Genomic DNA, 17,889 nt, shown 5'->3' on the forward strand with positions numbered 1-17,889 from the left:
ATGATTTCCACCAAACCGGCTGCCGCGGCAAGAGTGCTTGGCGTCGCTGTCGAAGCCCTCAACATGAATCTCGCCTTAGAGCGTATCGCGGGCGAACTCCACGAACGTCGCAAAGGATATATCTGTCTCACCGGCGTTCACGGCATTATGGAGGCCCAACGCGATCCGCGTCTTGCCGAAATTTATGCCTCGGCCGCAATGACTGTCCCGGATGGCGCGCCAACCGTATGGGTAGGTCGTTGGCAAGGCCATAGCTCGATGCAGCGAGTCGCAGGACCTGAACTCATGCTCGAGTTGATGCGCCGCAAGGAATTCGCGGGCTACACCCACTTTCTGTATGGCGGCGAAGAAGGCGTAGCGCAGCGGCTGCGCCAGCAACTGACACTCCGCTTCCCATGGGTCCGCATCGCCGGTACCTTTACGCCCCCGTTCCGGGATCTGAACGAAGTCGAGGAGGACGCGCTCCTCGCTGCGGTCGACGAGCTAAGACCCGATATCATCTGGGTAGGCATTAGCACCCCGAAACAAGAGCGCTTTATGCATCGCTACTTGCATCGATTGAATACGACTCTTATGTTCGGTGTGGGTGCAGCCTTCGATTACCATACCGGTCGAATACAGGACGCTCCACAGTGGATCAAGGTTATTGGTATGCAGTGGCTACATCGGCTGGTTCAGGACCCACGACGCCTGTGGAAGCGATACCTGCGTAATAACTCGTCTTTTCTCTGGAACATTGCCCTGCAGCTTACCGGCTTGCGAGATTACCCGCCTATCCACAACGAGGTCGAAAGCTGGCGTGCGATCCAGCCTTCTGAAGTATCGAAGGCAGGATGAAACTCCTCTTTTAAGCCGCAAGCACAGGCATCAATCCGTAGGCCTATCGGCCTTGTTCTTCGCCTGCAGGGTTTCCAATAGATGTCGAGTGTAGAGTCCGGTGGCAATAAAACTTGCTTGCTGCTGAACCATTTCGTAGAGCACTTCCTCGCCAATCCGGTCGATCGAGGTAACATCGGTGAGGTCGACAACACGCAGCCGCCGACATCCCTGACTCGGTGAGTTTCGCCACCTCTCACTCAACTCCGCGGCAAACTCTCCAACTAGCTGGCCCTGAAGGACCCATCTCTCTCCCGATGGGTTCTGAACGACTGTAATTCTCAACATGTCTTCTTTGGCGCCGCACCGGCAAACAACATCGTCGCATTCAATGGAACTGTACCTGACGTTCTGCAATATCCAGAGAACTCGATGTCAATGTTTACGCAATCGGGTGACCAAAAACAGGAACTTTAGTGACCACTCTTGATTTGGATAATAGCCGAGGGTTTAGACCAAAGTAGGGGCGCAAATCCTCACTAAGCCTTACACCTGCTGCTGAATTATTGGCACGCCGTCAGCATATTGGCACCGCTTAACGCTGGTTTGGTCGCGCGATTCCAAGCTTTCGCATACGAAATTGCAGGGTTGGCCGCTTAATGCCCAGGCGAGCGGCGGCGCCGTTGGGTCCTGAGAAGACCCAGTTGCTTTGCTCAAGAACGTGAAGAATATGGCGCCTCTCGATCTCTTCTAGCGTCGTCACTCCGTTGCTCTCAGTAGGACGGGACTTTAGATCGGCAACTGGCACTTTCAACTCCCTGCCGGTAGAAAGAATTACCGCCCTCTCGATAACATTTTGCAGCTCACGAATATTACCCGGCCACGGGTAGCGAACAATGCAATTCATGGTGTCAGCTGAAATGGTGTCAATCTGCTTCTTCATAAGCCGGGCGAAGTGCTGAGCAAAATGCCGCACAAGAAAAGGGATATCTTCGGTTCTTTCGCGCAACGAAGGGACGTAAATCGGGAAAACATTCAACCGATAGAACAGATCGGTACGAAATCGTTGTGCCTCGACCATTGCATAAAGGTCCCGGTTCGTTGCCGCAATCAGTCGTGCGGCCGTATGAAGGGTTCGTGAACTGCCCAGTCGCTCGAATTCTCGCTCCTGTAAGACCCTTAAGAGCTTCGGCTGCAGTTCCAAGGGTATTTCTCCAACTTCGTCGAGAAAAATTGTTCCTTGCGACGCCAATTCAAATCGGCCGATGCGCTGAGAGATCGCGCCCGTAAACGCTCCTTTCTCATGCCCGAAGAGTTCGCTCTCTAACAATCCGGTAGGGATCGCCGCACAGTTGAGCTTTACGAAGGCATGGGAGCTGCGCTGGCTGAACTTATGAACAGCGCGGGCAATCAGTTCCTTTCCACTGCCCGTCTCCCCATAGATAAGGACGGTTGAATTGGTCGGCGCCACCGCTTCCACTTGGCGCAGCACCTTTCGTAGAGCTGCACTGTTGCCAACAATCTCTTCAAAGTTCAGCTCGCTCCGTATCTCGTCCTCTAGATAGAGCTTTTCTTGCGCAAGCTGATCCGAAAGCTCTGAAATCCTGCGATAGGCGAGAGCATTGTCGATCGCAATTGCTAACTGGCCGGCAATCTGGAGCAGGAAATCGACATCTTCACGCGTAAACGAGTTCCTCTTTAATCTCGCCACGGCAAGAACTCCCAAGGAACGGCCACCCCGAACCAGCGGTAGGAGGCTGAGCGCCTTAAACCCTTCTTGAATGGCAACCGTCCCGCCAAAATATGGCGATTGTTCTTCGCTTATCTCGCCAACCCACGGTTTACCGTTCTCGAAAACTCTGGCAGCCACTGCCTCTGGCGACAGCACTGCTCCGGCGCGTATATGTCCCTTGCCGTCCGGGAAGTCCAGCGCATAAACCTCCAGACCTTCTTTGCTGGGGGTAGGAAGCATGAGAGCCACGGCGTCCAGTTGCATGACGCTTCGGATGTTTGGCGATATTGCTTGAATGAGTTCTTTGAGATTCAGGTTCGAAACAACGCTATTGTTAAGGTCCAAAATGAGCTTGAGCTTGGTTCGCTCGTTCTCCAGCTGCAAACGCGCTCTCTCAGACGCATCGAAGTTCAGTCTGGCATGAATCGCCAGCGCCGCGTGATCAGCCGCCAGCGAAAGCAGACTAAGATCTTCCTCGGAAAATGCCTTTTCAAACGAACGTGCAGCGCAGATGATCCCCAATCGCCGAAGGGAGGTTTGCAGCGGGAGAATACAAAGGGAACGGTAACCATGGGTCTGGAACCAATCGAAAGCATCGCCAAACCTGCGTTCCCTGGCCAATGACTGGATAACGAGTGGCCTTTGACTCTCGTGTACCCAGCAATAGGAAGGACTGCCGACGAAGTGACCCGGAATTCCGTTCATCGTTGCACCGGAATCTGGAGAAACCTCCTTAGACGAAGCCAGTTCCCTCTCGTACACCACCATGAAAGTGTCAGCCGTAGAAAGACTATGCAGCTTTGAGGGCAGCGCCTGCAGCAGCGTCTCCACATCGCGGTATTGGTTTAGCTGTTGGGTGAAGTGGAGGAAGCTCGTTCCGTGGTCCACCGGAAAGGCGCCCTGGGATGAAATTAGTACCTGCTTGTCGCTCTGGCTGTCCATCTCCATGTCCATTCCTATATGTAGTAGGTCTGTCTGGAAGCGATTTTGTTACTTCATAGATGTCGATGGGGTGCCCTCGGTGGCAACCCACTTTGCAGATAGGCCGCCTGGTCCCTAAGCATCGACGAATGCGATGCCAATCTGCTGGCACTATGTTAGTCCGTTGGCATTCTTCTTGGTGTTGCAAGATCCTAACTCCCTGTTCAGAGGAGAGTCATCCTTTTCGGTTTCAATAGCTTAGCCAATAGTTCTTTGAACTATAAATCTGGCGAATCACATGCAGTTACCCTCAACGTCATCTCAGAGAAGCTCCAATAGATTCCTGTGAAGCGACGTTCGATCTTCTTGGAGGGCTGAATGCCTGTTGAGCAACCGGCTGAGCACACTTCGAATTTTCGCCTGGATGTGCCGTTGCATAATCTTCTGACCCAGCCTTTAGGCCCGCCGACCGGGCTGCGTCCGGATGGCAAGCCGCAAACTTTTCCTAACCCCATCTTCCCGCAACATCCCGAACTCTTGGGACCAGTCGAGGACAACGTCGATTGGAATCCTCCTGAAAAGCGCAAATGGACGCCGGGTCAGATATACCACGGTATGCGCGGGTGGCTCTTCCCCTACATTCGCTCACGAGTTACGGCCGGCGATTTTCATCCACTCATCGCATATCTCTTCACCGAGTTCAAGTGCAATCTGGATTGCCACTACTGCTGGGCCTTCGACAACAAAGTGAAGGGCATGAGCGAAGATACGGCGAAACGGTCAATCGACTGGCTTCATGGAACCGGCTGCCGGGTACTTGCCTATATGGGCGGCGAACCACTGCTGCGCCCTGACTTCATTCATAAGATCACTTACTATGCAGCGAAGAAAGATTTCTGGATTTACCTTCCCACGAACGCCCGCCTCCTGAGAACCGATGTGATCGACAAGCTCGCAGATGCTGGCGTGTCCACCTTTAACATCGCCGTCGATGCAGTCGACCTCAAACCAGGCCTCCCGAAGGCATTGGCTCCCATTCGCAAACAATTCGATTACTTGATTCGCAAGCAGTACGGTTACGGCTACTCTGTCTTCCTCAATATCAACATATGCCGTAACAACCTGGACGACGTGCGGCAGCTCACTGAAATCGCTCATGACTGTGGCGTCGCCACTGACTATCACATCAACGAATCACCCTTGCTGGAACAGGACGAGCATTTCAAACATGCCGCCAATAACGTAACTTACATCACCAAAGAGGATTGGCCAGCTGTCGAGGAGACCATCCAATGGCTCACCGAAAAACAGGATTCGGGCTATAAGATGGTGAACTCTAATACCAGGCTGTGGCAGATGGTCGACTTTATGAAAGGAAACCATTTCCCGTGGAACTGCCGCGCAGGACAAAATTCAATGATCATCCGCGCTGACGGGACCTTGGCGCCATGCTTCCCCATGTACACGGCAACCTATGACTGGGGCGTGGTTGGCGATCATAAGTTCGACACGAAGCAGCTCGACCATCAAAAAGAGACCTGCCAGACGCACTGCTTTTCGACGTTGAACCACATCCTCGGTTGGTGCTACAACGACCAACGAGTTATCAAGTACTTCTTCAAGCAGTTGGCACATGGATTCCAAGGCGTGAAAGGGCAGATGTAGCCTTCCCGCAGAATGTATCTGCTGGTCTCACGACATCAAAGCCGGTACTACCGCAGCGACCCACTTGATCACAGGAGAGCAATATGCCAGTAGAAGAGATCGTGCTAACGGACTTCGAAGTAGAGATCCAGGCGCGCATCGATGCAGAACGCGCCCGGCTTCGCGCTGAGGCGGGATTGGCGCGTATGCGTGAGTTCAAGAAGCCTGTAGAGCGGAGTTTTACAGGCCCGGAACGCGACTACGTCACCATTCTCTTTGGCGGCCTCACCTGGAAGCACGAAGAGATGATCAAGGCGGTCTTTCATGGCAGCGGTTATCGCTGCGAAAATATCCCGACCCCGGTTGTTGCTGACTTCCAGGCCGGGAAAGAGTTCGGGAACAATGGCCAATGCAATCCCACTTACTTCACCGTTGGCAATCTGGTGCGCTATCTTCAAAGTCTCGAAGAGCAAGGGCAAACCAAGCAGCAGATCATCGACAACTACGTCTTCTTCACTGCTGGGTCTTGTGGCCCGTGCCGCTTTGGCATGTATGAGGCAGAATACCGGTTCGCCTTACAAAATGCGGGCTTTGAAGGCTTTCGAGTTCTACTCTTCCAACAGACGGATGGCATCAAGGCCGCTAGCGGGGAGCCTGGGCTTAAGTTCTCAGTTGATTTCGGGATGGGGATGCTGAATGCGCTTAACCTGGGCGATGTTATCAATGAGCTCGTCTATCAGATCCGGCCTTTTGAAGTGACTAAGGGAGAGACAGACCGTGTAATTCGCGAATCGGTCAAAACCCTTACCGATACTCTGCGCGACCGGAGGCGCTGGCACATCCTGGAGGCTGCGCCGGGGTGGGCTAAGCCATTCCTTGAAGGACACGCAAAATTTACGGGGATCAGTTGCACGCTCGGTAAAGTAGCTCAAAATGTCTACGGCAAAGAATACGTGGATGCCCTCCATGCCTGTCGCGATAGCATCAACTCAATCCAGGTAGATCGTTTGCGGGTCAAGCCGGTAATCAAGATAACTGGAGAATTCTGGGCGCAGACAACAGAAGGCGATGGCAACTTCAACATGTTTGCTTTCCTCGAGCGCGAGGGAGCGCAGGTTCTGGTTGAGCCCATTGCGACCTGGATTGCCTACATGATGTACGTAGCCAAGGAAGGGGCAAAGGCCCGCGCCTACGCAGAAGCTCCCTACCGCGACCCGAAGTGGTATGAAGTCAAGAAACACCTTGCCAATGAATTGAAGTTGTTGAAGAAGACCGGTGGTCTTAGTGCTGGAAGTGCGATGTGGGGTTATTTCTATCACCGCACAATTAAACATTTGGGAGACACCGCGCACCATCTCATCCCCCAGAAGGAGTTGTCGCGGCTGGCACATCCCTTTTATCACCAGCTCGCCAGGGGCGGCGAGGGCTACATGGAAGTCGGTAAGAATGTGTATTACACGGTGAACCATCTGTGTCACATGGTGCTAGCCTTGAAGCCTTTTGGCTGCATGCCTTCAACTCAGTCCGATGGCGTACAATCGCGGGTCGTCAACAAGTTTAAAGATATGATCTTCCTTCCCATTGAGACCTCTGGTGAGGGCGAGGTGAATGCCCACAGCCGCGTTCAGATGGCGTTAGCTGAGGCGAAAGCCAAAGCGCGGGCGGAGTTCGATGGTGTACTGGTGCAAACCGGAAAGTCATTGGAAGATCTCCGCGAGTATGTCGACGCACACCCGAAACTCAAGCATGCACTTTATAAGGTTCCGCATCGCGAAGGCGTTGCCGGAACTGCGGCACAGTTTGCCTGGCACGTCAGCGACTTGATGGATCGCGACAGAAAGTATCGTCGCCCGGCGCGCGTTTCTTTGCCGGCATCTCAGGTTGCCTGAAACTGGCGGCGTCCGCGGCGGTCGGCGCGCGATCCGGTTGTCGTTACAACCATTTCTTTGCGCCACGACCTATCGACCGCGGCGCAAAGACTGGTGTTTCACTAGATCGTTCAGGGTAATGCAACAGAAACGTACGCGAGCTACTATGGTCGGCCGCTCTCCCTGGTGAGGCGGCTGGTTGTAGTGCGGAGACGGGCATGCAGAGTTTTTTTGTCGGTTTAGATGTCGGCTCAACTACAGTGAAGGCCATCGTCGTCGACGCAGCGACTGACAGGACGATCTGGCAGGATTATCAGCGCCACGAAACCAGGCAGCCGGAGAAGGTCCTGGAATTCCTCCGCCGTATGGAAGATGAATCACGGATTGCCCCGACCAACACGCGCATCTTTATTACCGGTTCAGGCGGTGGTGTCATCGCTGAAATGATCGGTGCAAAGTTCGTCCAGGAGGTGCACGCGGTCTCTCTCGCCGTGGAGAAACTGCATCCCGAAGTCTATTCCGTAATCGAACTAGGCGGTCAGGACGCCAAGATCATCGTCTTTAAGGATGACGAAGAGACGGGACGGAAAAAGAAGATTCCGTCGATGAATGACAAATGCGCGGGCGGCACGGGAGCCGTCATCGACAAGATCAACGCGAAACTGAAGATTCCGGCGTCTGAATTGTCGAACCAGGCTTATCACGGCATCAAGCTTCACAAGGTGGCTGGCAAATGCGGTGTCTTCGCTGAGACCGACATTAATGGCTTGCAGAAAACAGGCACACCACCAGACGAATTGATGGCCTCGCTTTTTGAGGCAATTGTCCTGCAGAACTTAAGTGTCCTTACTCGCGGGCACACCTTGCGGCCGCATGTGCTGCTGTTGGGCGGCCCGAACGGCTTTATTCGGGGCATGCGCGAAGCCTGGCAGGCAAACATTCCACGCATGTGGAAAGAGCGTAAGGTCGAGACGCCTGAGGGCATCGCTCCCGAAGAGTTGATTAAAGTGCCCGACAATGCGCAGTATTTTGCAGCACTTGGTGCGGTCGAGTTTGGTAAGGATGAGGAGCCTACGGTCGGCCGCTATCTCGGCACGGAGAGGCTCGTCTATTACATCGACTACGGCAGAGCGGAAGAGAAAGCGGATTCTGGCGGTAGGGGTTTAGCTGCTGAAGACGCTGAGTTGGTGTCATTCCAATCCTCCTATAAAAAGAACAAATTCATTCCGGCGCCATTCCTCCCTGGCCAGGTTGTCTTGGGCTTCATCGGAGTGGATGGCGGATCCACGTCAACCAAGGCCGTGCTGCTCGGAAAAGATGGCGAGATTCTCTGCAAGACCTATCAACTCTCCAATGGCAATCCAATTCAAGACACCATCGAGGTTTTCGAGAAACTAAGGAACCAGGTGGAAGACAAGGGAGCATCGCTCGAGGTGCTCGGGGTTGGCACCACGGGCTATGCCAAAGACATTCTCAGAGATGTGCTCAATGCCGACGTCGCGTTGGTTGAAACCGTAGCGCATACCGAGTCGGCGCTCAAGTTCTACGACGATCCGCACGTGATTGTCGACGTTGGCGGCCAGGACATCAAGTTAATAGTCCTCAAAGATGGACGAGTCAAAGACTTCAAATTGAACACTCAGTGTTCAGCGGGCAATGGGTATTTCTTGCAGTCCACCGCTGAGGGTTTCGGCCTGAAAGTTGAAGACTTCGCTGACGTCGCTTTCTCAGCCAAATCAATGCCCTCCTTTGGCTACGGCTGCGCCGTTTTCATGCAGTCCGACATCGTTAACTTCCAACGCCAGGGCTGGCGATCGGAAGAGATCCTCGCGGGACTCGCCGATGTGCTGCCGAAAAATGTGTTCCTCTACGTGGCGAGCATTCCGAATCTGGCTGCGCTGGGCTCCCGATTTGTTTTGCAAGGGGGCACCCAAAACAATATGGCTGTGGTGAAAGCAGAAGTCGATTTCATCAAGTCGAGCTTCCGCGCCAACGGGAAAGAACCAGAGATCATCGTCCATGAGCACTGTGGTGAATCCGGCGCGATCGGTGCGGCGCAGGAGGCTTTACGTCTTTGGGGCAATGGAAAGCAGACAACCTTCATCGGCCTTGAGGCGGTCGCAAATATCAGCTATCGCACCACTCGCAACGAAGATACACGCTGCTATTTCTGCAAGAACAATTGCCTGCGTACCTTTATCGATGTCGACGTGAATGGCGGGCAAGCCGTTGCGGCCGGCAGCGGCGACCGCGCAGCCAGTGCTGAAGAGGTTCAGCAAGCTGCTAACTTGTTGCCGAGTCTCGAAGAAGTGCAGGCTAATTTGCCGCCGGTTGAGAAGCACGGATCTTCATGCAGCACGGGAGGAGGATGCGGCACCAGCTCATCTTCTCCTTTCAAGGCCAAGGCGGAGCCTCTCATCCAGATTCAAATTTCTCCGGGATCCAGCAAAGTAGTGGAACTCCCCAAGCCAGTCGCATTTCAGCCGCGAAAGACTAAAGTCCCTCTACGCTTGGGTGAACAGCGCCTGATCATTGCAACCTGTGAAAAAGGCACCGTCGAAGATCTCGACGAAATGAAAGACATCAAGTCGGATATAGACAAGATCAAGGATGCCAATCCCAACTTCGTTGATATTGCAGCCCACGATGTCTTTCGCCCCCGTCAAGTGGAGATCGTCGCCGATCCCCCGCCCATCACCAAAGGATTCTTCGTCCCCAAAAGCGCCAAAGAGCGTGCTGCGCTCATGGCCCGCAGGCAGGACTTTCGCGTCGGTATTCCGAGGCTACTGAACACCTATACCTATGCGCCGCTCTTCAATGCCTACTTTGCCAGTCTGGGGTTGAAGTCCGAGAATATTGTCTACTCCGATTACACAACTCCCGAGCTCTATCGCGCGGGCGCCAGTCGTGGAGCCATCGATCCCTGCTATCCCTCGAAGATCGGGATCGCCCATGTTTATAATCTGCTCTCCACCAAGCACGCCAAGAAGCCGCTCCACGCCATCTGGTTCCCGATGTACGACGTCTTGCATTCGCATCTCGTCAATCTCACCGGCTCAAACGCCTGCCCCACTGTAACCGCCACGCCCGAGACAGTGAAGGCCGCATTCACCAAAGAAAGCGACATCTTCGCGGAGAATGGCGTTCTCTATTTGGATCCGATCCTTAATCTCCAGGACCACAAGATTTGTGCCGACCAGATGTACAAGGTATGGGGACCAGTGCTTGGCCTGAGCCGCGAGGAGAACGAGCGGGCCCTCGAAGTGGGCTTCAACGCTCTACAGACCTGCGAGTCGGAAATACGCCGCCAGGCGCGAGAGACTCTGGATCAGCTTGAACGCGAGGACCGCATTGGAATTGTGATGCTGGGTCGGGTATATCACCACGACCCGGGTTTGAATCACGAAATCATGGAGGAGTTCCAGAAACTGGGGTACCCGGTGTTTTCGCAGAGTACACTCCCGATCGACGAGGATATTCTCGACCGTCTCTTCGGCGATGAAGTACGCGCTGGACTGATCACGCATCCACTTGACATCTCCGACGTCTGGAAGAATCGGTATTCCACCAGCACCAATCATAAAGTCTGGGCGGCGAAGTTCACGGCTCGCCATCCCAATCTTGTAGCTCTCGAAGTCTCCAGCTTCAAGTGCGGACACGATGCTCCCATATACGGCGTGATTGAAGGCATCATTGAACAATCCGGCACACCTTACTTTTCGTTCAAGGATCTCGACGAAAACAAGCCATCCGGCTCGATTCGCATCCGCGTAGAAACCATTGATTACTTTCTGCGCCGCTACCGGGAAGACATCATCAAGCGGCGTCAGGTTGAAGGAGACATCGAAGCCCAACTTGCGGCCTTCGAGCAAGGACTACGCCGCCAAGCTGAGGAGACCTGCAAACTGGCAGTAGCTGGGGATTGATGGTCGGACCTGCATGCGATTGCGCCTGAATTCCATCGACAGATTTGTTCTGTCTAACGTGAGTTATCGCCCGGTGCGCACGTTTCTTAGCGTGTTCGCCATCGCCGTTGAAGTGACCATGATTCTGACGCTGGTTGGTGTCAGCTATGGAACTCTCGATTCAACGGCGCGTCGCGCCAGAGGAGTTGGCGCCGATATCATGGTCCGTCCTCCAGGATCTTCGATCATCGGACTTAGTTCGGCTCCGATGCCGGATCTGCTGATACCCATGTTGCTGAAGCAGCCGCATGTTACGCTGGCCACCGGCACCGTGGTGCAGCCGCTGGCCGGCTTCGATACGGTCACCGGACTTGATCTGAATTCGTTTACCAAGATGAGCGGAGGGTTTCATTTCCTGGAAGGGGGCCCATTCCAAAAGGATGACGATATCATCGTCGATGAATACTATGCCCGTGAAAAACATCTTCATGTCGGGGACACAGTTCCGCTCATCAACCACGTATGGCATCTGAGTGGAATCTTCGAGTCGGGCAAACTCACTCGCATTGCGGTAAAACTGCCGGTGCTTCAGGAGTTGACCGGAAACCCAAACCATCTCAGCCAGATCTATCTCAAGGTAGATAACCCGAAAAATGCACACAAAGTAGTTAGTGCCCTGCAGCAGAAAATGCCCGGCTATCCCATCTACACGATGGAGGAATTTACTTCACTGCTTACCGTCAGCAGCGTTGAATTGTTACGGAATTTTATCGGCGTAGTGATCGGCGTGGCTGTGATCGTCGGCTTCATCGTCGTGTATATGGCAATGTACACCGCCGTTTTGGAACGGACCCGAGAAATCGGGATCCTCAAAGCCATGGGTGCCTCAGCGGGACTCATCCTTACTCTGCTGCTCAAAGAAACTCTGGTCCTGGCATCCTCCGGTGCACTGGCGGGAATTATTCTGACATACGGGACCCAGTGGTGCATGCAGCATCTCGTGCCTTCAAGCCTGACTCAGGAAACTGTCTATGCATGGTGGCCGATTGCCGGCTGCATCGCGATTGCCGGCGCACTTCTGGGCGCCATCGTGCCAGCGATGAAGGCCATCAACCAGGACGTCACCCAGGCGCTTGCGTATGAATAGCGGCCCGGTCAGGATGAAGTAGCCCATCTCCCACGTCTACTCAAATGAGGTAGACACGCCTCTCTCCAACTCGAGAGGAAGCATCGCAGGATACTAATGGTTGTCTCTCCACTCTCGCCTCAGCATCGACCAGAGCACGTCGATCAGACCAGCGACGGGAAGAAGGAGGAACATGAGTAGCAGAATCCAGAACTCCATGGGTCACCTCCATAAACAACGCTATGCTGCTCAACGGCGGTTCGCAGTGTCCGCGCGCACTGCGGTGTGTGCTCTGGATCACTGAAATAGCTTCCCCATTTCAGGGAAATCCCTCGTCCGCTGCAAACTGTACTCCATGGATGTAGACTCCCCATGAGTAGGAAGTGAAAGACTCAGTCGGTGGCATGAGCAGAATTGGTTCTGATTGATCAGAAAGTCAGCTCTTAAGACCTCGTTCTGACGAATAGCCACCGGGAGGAATGTCGTTGAAATCCGCCGTGCTGTCTGGCAACAACCGGGATCGTCCGCTCAGTATCCAAGAAGCTGCCAAGCCCGCCGCCGAGGCTGGGCAGCTTCTTTTGCGCGTGCGGGCGTGCGGAGTTTGCCGGACCGACCTTCACATCGTCGACGGGGAACTCGCCCCTTTAAGGTCCAACTTGATCCCAGGTCATCAGATCGTGGGTGAAGTCGTCGAAGGATCGACCTCAGAGCATCCGCCGGGAACAAGGGTGGGCGTCTCCTGGATCGGCGGGACGGATGGCCAGTGCTGGTATTGCAGGCATCAACAGGAGAACCTCTGCGATTCACCGACCTTCACCGGCTATACCGTTAATGGAGGGTATGCAGAGTTTGTTGCCGTACGCTCAGATTTCGTCTTCCCGCTTCCCGATTCGCTGGACGATACCTCTGCGGCGCCGCTGCTATGCGCTGGCATCATCGGCTTTCGCAGTCTTCGGGTTGCTGGCGTTCAACCAGGAGAGCGCGTCGGCTTGTTCGGCTTCGGGGCCTCGGCACATCTCACCATTGATGTTCTGCGCGCTTGGCACTGTGAAGTGTATGTATCGACCCGTGGCACGTCACATCGGAAGTTAGCCGAGTCGCTTGGAGCGACCTGGGTTGGTACCGAAAACGAGAGGCCGCCGGTTGAGCTCGATCGTGCCGTTACCTTCGCTCCAAGCGGAGATGTCGTTGTTTCCGCCCTGTCCAGTCTCCGCAAAGGGGGCATCGTGGCCATCAACGCGATTCACCTCGATCGAATGCCCGAGTTCGACTACGACCGTCTACTCTGGGGTGAACGTCAGATACGAAGCGTCGCGAACATGACCCGGCAAGACGCCCGCGACTTCCTGAACATCGCAGCAGAGATTCGAATGCGACCTAAGGTGACGATTTTCTCGCTCGACCAGGCGAACGAAGCACTTGCCGCCATTCGAAGCGACTCGATTGATGGAGCAGTAGTGCTTGTGCCCTGACCGGAAAAGCCCCCAGACTAACCGCGAGACCGTTCTGCCACTCACTTTCTGCCTGGTCAGCCGCCCCGCCTCATGCCGCCGCCTTGAGGTCCCAGAGCGTTCAAATCATCCAGAACGGCTTGCCGGTCTTGCGGACGGAACGACCCGGCGTTCATCGTTTGCTCGATCTCCGACTTCGCCTGCTTGAGCGATCTGAATTGCTGCAGCTTCCCTTCGCCGCTGGCCTTCAGGGATTGCAACGAGTTCAGGCTTTGCTGCAACTGCTGCACCTGGGCTTCGGTCGGGTTGCCGCGCATCACCGCGAGGTAGACGTCCTTGCCGAGCTTCTTTCCTGGTGTCTCTGGCTCCGCGGAGGCAGTCGGCTGCTTGTTGGCGACCACCACCTGGAAGTCCTGCTCTAAAGTCTCGCGGTCCGGCTGCTTCACCGTAGCCATGACTGCTTTAATCTTTGAGACGGCGCCATAGGGCGTTACCAGATCGAGCGGAGCGCCTGGTTTTTGAGCAGCTTTGCTCTCCTTCAGCGCTGCCAGACTTGCCTGTAGTTCTTTGACTTGAGGAATGGTCAGGCTACCATTCATGACCGCGGTCTTGATGTCCTGGTGAAACTTCTCGGTAGCCGGGTTGGAATCGGGAGCGTCAACCGCCGCCGCCATAATGAAGCCCGCCGGTGCCACAAGGAGATACGTCCCAAGAGCAATTAATCTGAAGCTGGTTCTTATCATTTTTCTTCCTCGATAATCCCGGTACACCGTACTCGCAGTCTGTTTAGATCCCACATCGGGACCTTACTTGACCGAATAACCTCGAGCGTCAAGGCAGGCCGACATAGACCGCTTGAAGCCATCCATGGATTGTTCCTCCTGGGTCTTGCTCGCATTCGTCTGCTTCTCGGACTTTTCCGATTGTTCTTTTTCCTCGCGCTTTCTCCTCGCAGCCCCGATCAACGCCCCGCGCCGCGCGCCGACGGCGGGGTCCCCTCCTGCGGCGCCCGCCACCACGGCGCCTCGTGCTGCATCTTTTCCGGTCGAACCATTCCCCTCTTTATTCCCCGAGGATGTCGAGGAGTGCGAGGCAGCGGGGGCCGTCGCGTTCGGGTCGAAGCCGGTCTGCGTCTTCGCATTGGAATAGCATTGTCCTTCGTCACTGAGCTGCTGGGTCGGGCTCTGTTGCGCCCGAGGATAGACATAGAGACCTACGGTGCTCGCCATCCCTTTGATGGGCGGAGCAGTATTGCTTTGACCTTTCAAGGCCGGCGTGCAGCTCAACAGCAGTGTCATAGCGACAAGACTCGGTTTCCGGCAATTTACGGTAACGGGTTGTAGAGTCAACATTTTTCTCACCTGCGCGGTTGGTGGAATGAGTTAGCTTCGGAACTCAGTTCATGAGTTGATGAAGATCAAGGCGGATAACTCCATCCAAACCTCCATAGCGCGACAGGTCGCTTCCGGAGGATTGGAGACGAGCGTAGAAGTACGGGGCTATTCCCGCTATCGAAATGAGAAAAGTGTGGCAGGCACGGAGGGGGTTGTCGATACTCTCGAGGTAAAGCGTTGTAAATACGGTATAAAGAAACGGGCTTATCCCCAACGATTCAATACGCCGGGCACAGTCGCGTCTGCCGACGCGTTCCTGGTAAGGGCTTTTTCGCAGATCCGGGTTAAGCCCTAGTTACTTGCGGCCCTGATAAAAATCTGGATTGCGAGACATCTGGATTTGGGGAGACCCTTGTCCACAAACGCACAAGCGCGCCCGATTGTGGACACCGCAGGTCTTCGAAGGATTAGCTCGGCGCATCATTGACCGCTTCCTATTGGGATTTTTCGAGCACTCGAACTGGCCGGGAAATTGCTGCGTCTGTCTACCAGGGCGATAGGTCAGCGCGTTCATCCAAATTCACTTTACATACAAAATAACTTTCTCAGGCGGAAGTGCAGTTCAAGAAATAAGCGAGGAAGTCGATGCAAACTCTGTTACAGAATCTCCGCTTCAGCCTTCGAATGCTGGCCAAGAATCCTGGCCTTACCTTCACCGTGATGGTGACCTTGGCGCTCGGCATCGGCGCCAATACCGCGATCTTCACAGTGGATTACGCAACGTTGCTCGCCCCTCTCCCCTATCCTGAACCCGAACAACTGGTCATCGTCTGGTCGAAGATCCAGACTTCTCATAATGGTGTGTCGGCAGGCGATTTCACCGATTGGAAGCGGCAGAGTACAGTCTTCCAGGATCTCAACGCCTGGAACGGCGGACGATTCAACATTGCCACCAAGGAGCAGCCGGAGCTCGTTCAGGGACGACAGGCGACCCCAGGTTTTTTCCAGATGATGGGGCAAAGCTTTTCCCAGGGACGCGGCTTTCTGCCTGAGGAAGGGCAGGACGGAAAGAACCACGTCGTCGTCTTGAGCCACAAATTATGGCTCAAGCTTGGTGGCAATCCGCACATTGTCGGTTCGACCATGCCGATGGATGGGGCGCCCTACACCGTCGTGGGGGTGCTGGCGCCGGGTCCGGATGACCGCGCCGACTCTCAATTGACGGTGCCGCTGGTCTTCAAGCCGGAACAGTTGAATCACGACTTCCATTGGCTGCTGGTGATGGGCAGGCTGAAGCCAGGCGTGACTCTTCGGCAAGCGCAAGCGGACATGGATGCGGTTACTGCGCACATCGCGGAGCAGTATCCCAAGAGTGACAAGGGTTGGGGAGCGTTTGTTGAGCCGTTGAAAAACGATTTCCTCCCGAAGGAGAGAAAGCTGACCCTATGGCTGCTTTTGGGGGCAGTCGGGTTTGTACTGTTGATTGCCTGCGTGAATGTAGCCAACCTGCTGCTGGCGCGGAGCATGACTCGCCAAAAAGAGTTGGCCGTGCGGAGTGCGCTGGGCGCCACGCCAAGAACGATCTTTATTCAACTGCTTACCGAGAGCGTGATGCTCGCCCTGATGGGAGGTGTTCTCGGAATCGGGGTGGGCTATGCGATGCTGGCGGGGTTGACGGCGGTGATGCCGGAAGGCACGCTTCCTAGCGAAGCCGATCTGCGCCTGAACCTGCCTGTTCTCCTGTTCACTCTATTGGCAACAAGCTTTGCGGGCCTGCTGTTCGGGTGTGTGCCATCGTGGTATTCGTCGAGAGTCGATCCAGCAGAGACGTTGAAGGAGGGCGGTCGTTCGGGGACCGGGGTGGGGCGGCACCGGCTGCGGCGAATACTGGTGGTGGCCGAATTCACCCTCGCGCTTGCGCTGCTTGCGGGAGCCGGTCTCGCCATCCATAGTTTCTGGAACCTGCTTCGTGTGGACCTTGGAATTCACACCGACCACGTTCTTACCTTCTCGCTTCCGGTCCCGGATTCGCGGCCGAAGGAGCCGGACAAGATCATCTCGTACTACCGGCAGATGCTGGCGAGCATCCGCGCCGTGCCCGGAGTTTCGGGAGCCACCGCGATGACCGGACTGCCCCTGCAAGGGACATATTTCGGAATGCCCTTCACGATTGCCGGAAAACCTGCCTATACCGATCCCTCTCAGCGCCCGGGTGCAGGCTTCCAGATGGTGACGCCGGAATACTTCAAGACCTTCGGGATTCGCCTCACCGGCGGCCGGGAGTTCAACGAACAGGACACTGCCTCGAGCGTGAAAGTGGCCATGGTCAATGAGGACTTCGTCAACAAGTTCCTCAAAGGGACTGATCCGCTGCAGCAACGGGTCGTCGTCGAACAGCTGATACCGGGAGTGACGAAGCTGGGACCAGCAGTCGAATGGCAGATTGTGGGCGTCTATCGCACTGTTCGCAATCGCGGCTTCCGCGAAGAGACTCCGGAGATTACGATACCCTTCTGGCAGATTCCCTGGCCGCAAGCCTCCGTCGGCGTGCGAACTGCGGAAGAGCCCGGAACGATGACCCGGAGTATCGCCGCCGCCGTACATGCGATTGACCCGCAGATCGCGCTCGATGAACCGAAGACGCTCGATGCAGTGCGTGACGACGTGTTAGCCAACGACCGTTTTACGGTGATCCTATTCGTGAGCTTCGCCATTGTGGCGCTTCTGCTTGCTGCGCTTGGAATTTACGGAGTCATGTCGTTTTCGGTGGCGCAACGGTCTCATGAAATCGCCTTGCGGATGGCCCTCGGCGCCACCCGAAACCGCGTGGTCGCCCTGGTGGTGCAAGAAGGAGTGATCCTGGTGCTGGTAGGGCTGGGCTTTGGTCTGGTCGGCGCCTACTTCGTGGGCCGGGCTATGCGCAGCACCCTCTTCGGCGTTGGAGCCATGGACTTCTCCGCCTTTGGAGCGGTGGGATTGATTCTGGTGATCGCGGCGCTTCTGGCATGCTGGCTCCCCGCCCGGCGAGCCGCTTCGGTCGAGCCGATGCGCGTCCTCCGGACGGAGTAAGTGCGAGTGAGGAGCCAGTCTAG

At 55.3% G+C, this 17,889-nt stretch carries 12 protein-coding genes; 8 read left to right on the top strand and 4 right to left on the bottom strand.

The genetic code is table 11. The annotated features are described in order from the left end of the window. Positions 1–837 (top strand): WecB/TagA/CpsF family glycosyltransferase, encoded by an 837-nt coding sequence (locus tag ACPOL_RS08900; protein ID WP_114206733.1) that lies wholly within the window; start codon positions 1–3, stop codon positions 835–837. Between the two features lie 30 nt (positions 838–867). Here the strand turns inward: ACPOL_RS08900 and ACPOL_RS08905 are convergent, their stop codons facing one another. Together ACPOL_RS08905 and ACPOL_RS08910 are read right to left on the bottom strand one after the other, a co-directional pair. Continuing rightward, entirely contained in the window at positions 868–1,164 is a 297-nt protein-coding gene (locus ACPOL_RS08905; RefSeq protein ID WP_114206734.1) for a hypothetical protein, read from the bottom strand. A gap of 247 nt (positions 1,165–1,411) precedes the next feature. Beyond that, entirely contained in the window at positions 1,412–3,490 is a 2,079-nt protein-coding gene (locus ACPOL_RS08910) for a sigma 54-interacting transcriptional regulator (protein WP_161557269.1), read from the bottom strand. 357 nt (positions 3,491–3,847) lie between these two features. On the opposite strand from ACPOL_RS08910, the gene ACPOL_RS08915 reads away from it, so the two are divergent. The 5 genes from ACPOL_RS08915 (at position 3,848) to ACPOL_RS08935 (ending at position 13,484) form a co-directional block, all read left to right on the top strand. Beyond that, positions 3,848–5,134: a radical SAM protein gene (locus ACPOL_RS08915; RefSeq protein ID WP_114206736.1), complete on the top strand. Its 1,287-nt coding sequence runs from the start codon at positions 3,848–3,850 to the stop codon at positions 5,132–5,134. Between the two features lie 83 nt (positions 5,135–5,217). Continuing rightward, positions 5,218–7,002: an activator of (R)-2-hydroxyglutaryl-CoA dehydratase gene (locus ACPOL_RS08920; protein ID WP_114206737.1), complete on the top strand. Its 1,785-nt coding sequence runs from the start codon at positions 5,218–5,220 to the stop codon at positions 7,000–7,002. Between the two features lie 197 nt (positions 7,003–7,199). Beyond that, a complete protein-coding gene (locus ACPOL_RS34015) occupies positions 7,200–10,907 on the top strand; it encodes a BadF/BadG/BcrA/BcrD ATPase family protein (RefSeq protein WP_201759143.1) in 3,708 nt (1,235 codons plus the stop codon). Between the two features lie 73 nt (positions 10,908–10,980). After that, positions 10,981–12,033, top strand: coding sequence for an ABC transporter permease (locus ACPOL_RS08930; protein WP_236657343.1), 1,053 nt, complete (start codon positions 10,981–10,983; stop codon positions 12,031–12,033). Positions 12,034–12,491: 458 nt separating this feature from the next. Next, positions 12,492–13,484 carry a zinc-dependent alcohol dehydrogenase family protein gene (locus tag ACPOL_RS08935; protein ID WP_114206739.1) on the top strand — a complete coding sequence of 331 codons (993 nt, stop codon included), beginning with the start codon at positions 12,492–12,494 and terminating at the stop codon, positions 13,482–13,484. Between the two features lie 56 nt (positions 13,485–13,540). Here the strand turns inward: ACPOL_RS08935 and ACPOL_RS08940 are convergent, their stop codons facing one another. Both ACPOL_RS08940 and ACPOL_RS08945 read right to left on the bottom strand, forming a co-directional pair. Further along, on the bottom strand, positions 13,541–14,206 hold the full coding sequence (locus ACPOL_RS08940) for a hypothetical protein (RefSeq protein ID WP_114206740.1): 666 nt from the start codon (positions 14,204–14,206) through the stop codon (positions 13,541–13,543). 63 nt (positions 14,207–14,269) lie between these two features. Next, positions 14,270–14,761 (bottom strand): hypothetical protein, encoded by a 492-nt coding sequence (locus tag ACPOL_RS08945; protein WP_114206741.1) that lies wholly within the window; start codon positions 14,759–14,761, stop codon positions 14,270–14,272. A 112-nt stretch (positions 14,762–14,873) separates the two neighbouring features. Here ACPOL_RS08945 and ACPOL_RS08950 point away from each other — a divergent pair, with 112 nt between their 5' ends. Both ACPOL_RS08950 and ACPOL_RS08955 read left to right on the top strand, forming a co-directional pair. Then, positions 14,874–15,152: a hypothetical protein gene (locus ACPOL_RS08950; RefSeq protein ID WP_114206742.1), complete on the top strand. Its 279-nt coding sequence runs from the start codon at positions 14,874–14,876 to the stop codon at positions 15,150–15,152. 290 nt (positions 15,153–15,442) lie between these two features. Then, positions 15,443–17,866 carry an ABC transporter permease gene (locus ACPOL_RS08955; protein WP_114206743.1) on the top strand — a complete coding sequence of 808 codons (2,424 nt, stop codon included), beginning with the start codon at positions 15,443–15,445 and terminating at the stop codon, positions 17,864–17,866. Positions 17,867–17,889 lie beyond the last annotated feature (23 nt).

The sequence above is a fragment of the Acidisarcina polymorpha genome (assembly GCF_003330725.1).
Classification (GTDB): domain Bacteria; phylum Acidobacteriota; class Terriglobia; order Terriglobales; family Acidobacteriaceae; genus Acidisarcina; species Acidisarcina polymorpha.

Excerpts from the sequence above, each read along its gene's own strand:
- ACPOL_RS08900 (WP_114206733.1), top strand. The coding sequence starts at position 1 with ATGATTTCCACCAAACCGGCTGCCGCGGCAAGAGTGCTTGGCGTCGCT.
- ACPOL_RS08905 (WP_114206734.1), bottom strand. The coding sequence starts at position 1,164 with ATGTTGAGAATTACAGTCGTTCAGAACCCATCGGGAGAGAGATGGGTC.
- ACPOL_RS08910 (WP_161557269.1), bottom strand. The coding sequence starts at position 3,490 with ATGGACAGCCAGAGCGACAAGCAGGTACTAATTTCATCCCAGGGCGCC.
- ACPOL_RS08915 (WP_114206736.1), top strand. The coding sequence starts at position 3,848 with ATGCCTGTTGAGCAACCGGCTGAGCACACTTCGAATTTTCGCCTGGAT.
- ACPOL_RS08920 (WP_114206737.1), top strand. The coding sequence starts at position 5,218 with ATGCCAGTAGAAGAGATCGTGCTAACGGACTTCGAAGTAGAGATCCAG.
- ACPOL_RS34015 (WP_201759143.1), top strand. The coding sequence starts at position 7,200 with ATGCAGAGTTTTTTTGTCGGTTTAGATGTCGGCTCAACTACAGTGAAG.
- ACPOL_RS08935 (WP_114206739.1), top strand. The coding sequence starts at position 12,492 with ATGTCGTTGAAATCCGCCGTGCTGTCTGGCAACAACCGGGATCGTCCG.
- ACPOL_RS08940 (WP_114206740.1), bottom strand. The coding sequence starts at position 14,206 with ATGATAAGAACCAGCTTCAGATTAATTGCTCTTGGGACGTATCTCCTT.
- ACPOL_RS08945 (WP_114206741.1), bottom strand. The coding sequence starts at position 14,761 with ATGACACTGCTGTTGAGCTGCACGCCGGCCTTGAAAGGTCAAAGCAAT.
- ACPOL_RS08950 (WP_114206742.1), top strand. The coding sequence starts at position 14,874 with ATGAAGATCAAGGCGGATAACTCCATCCAAACCTCCATAGCGCGACAG.
- ACPOL_RS08955 (WP_114206743.1), top strand. The coding sequence starts at position 15,443 with ATGCAAACTCTGTTACAGAATCTCCGCTTCAGCCTTCGAATGCTGGCC.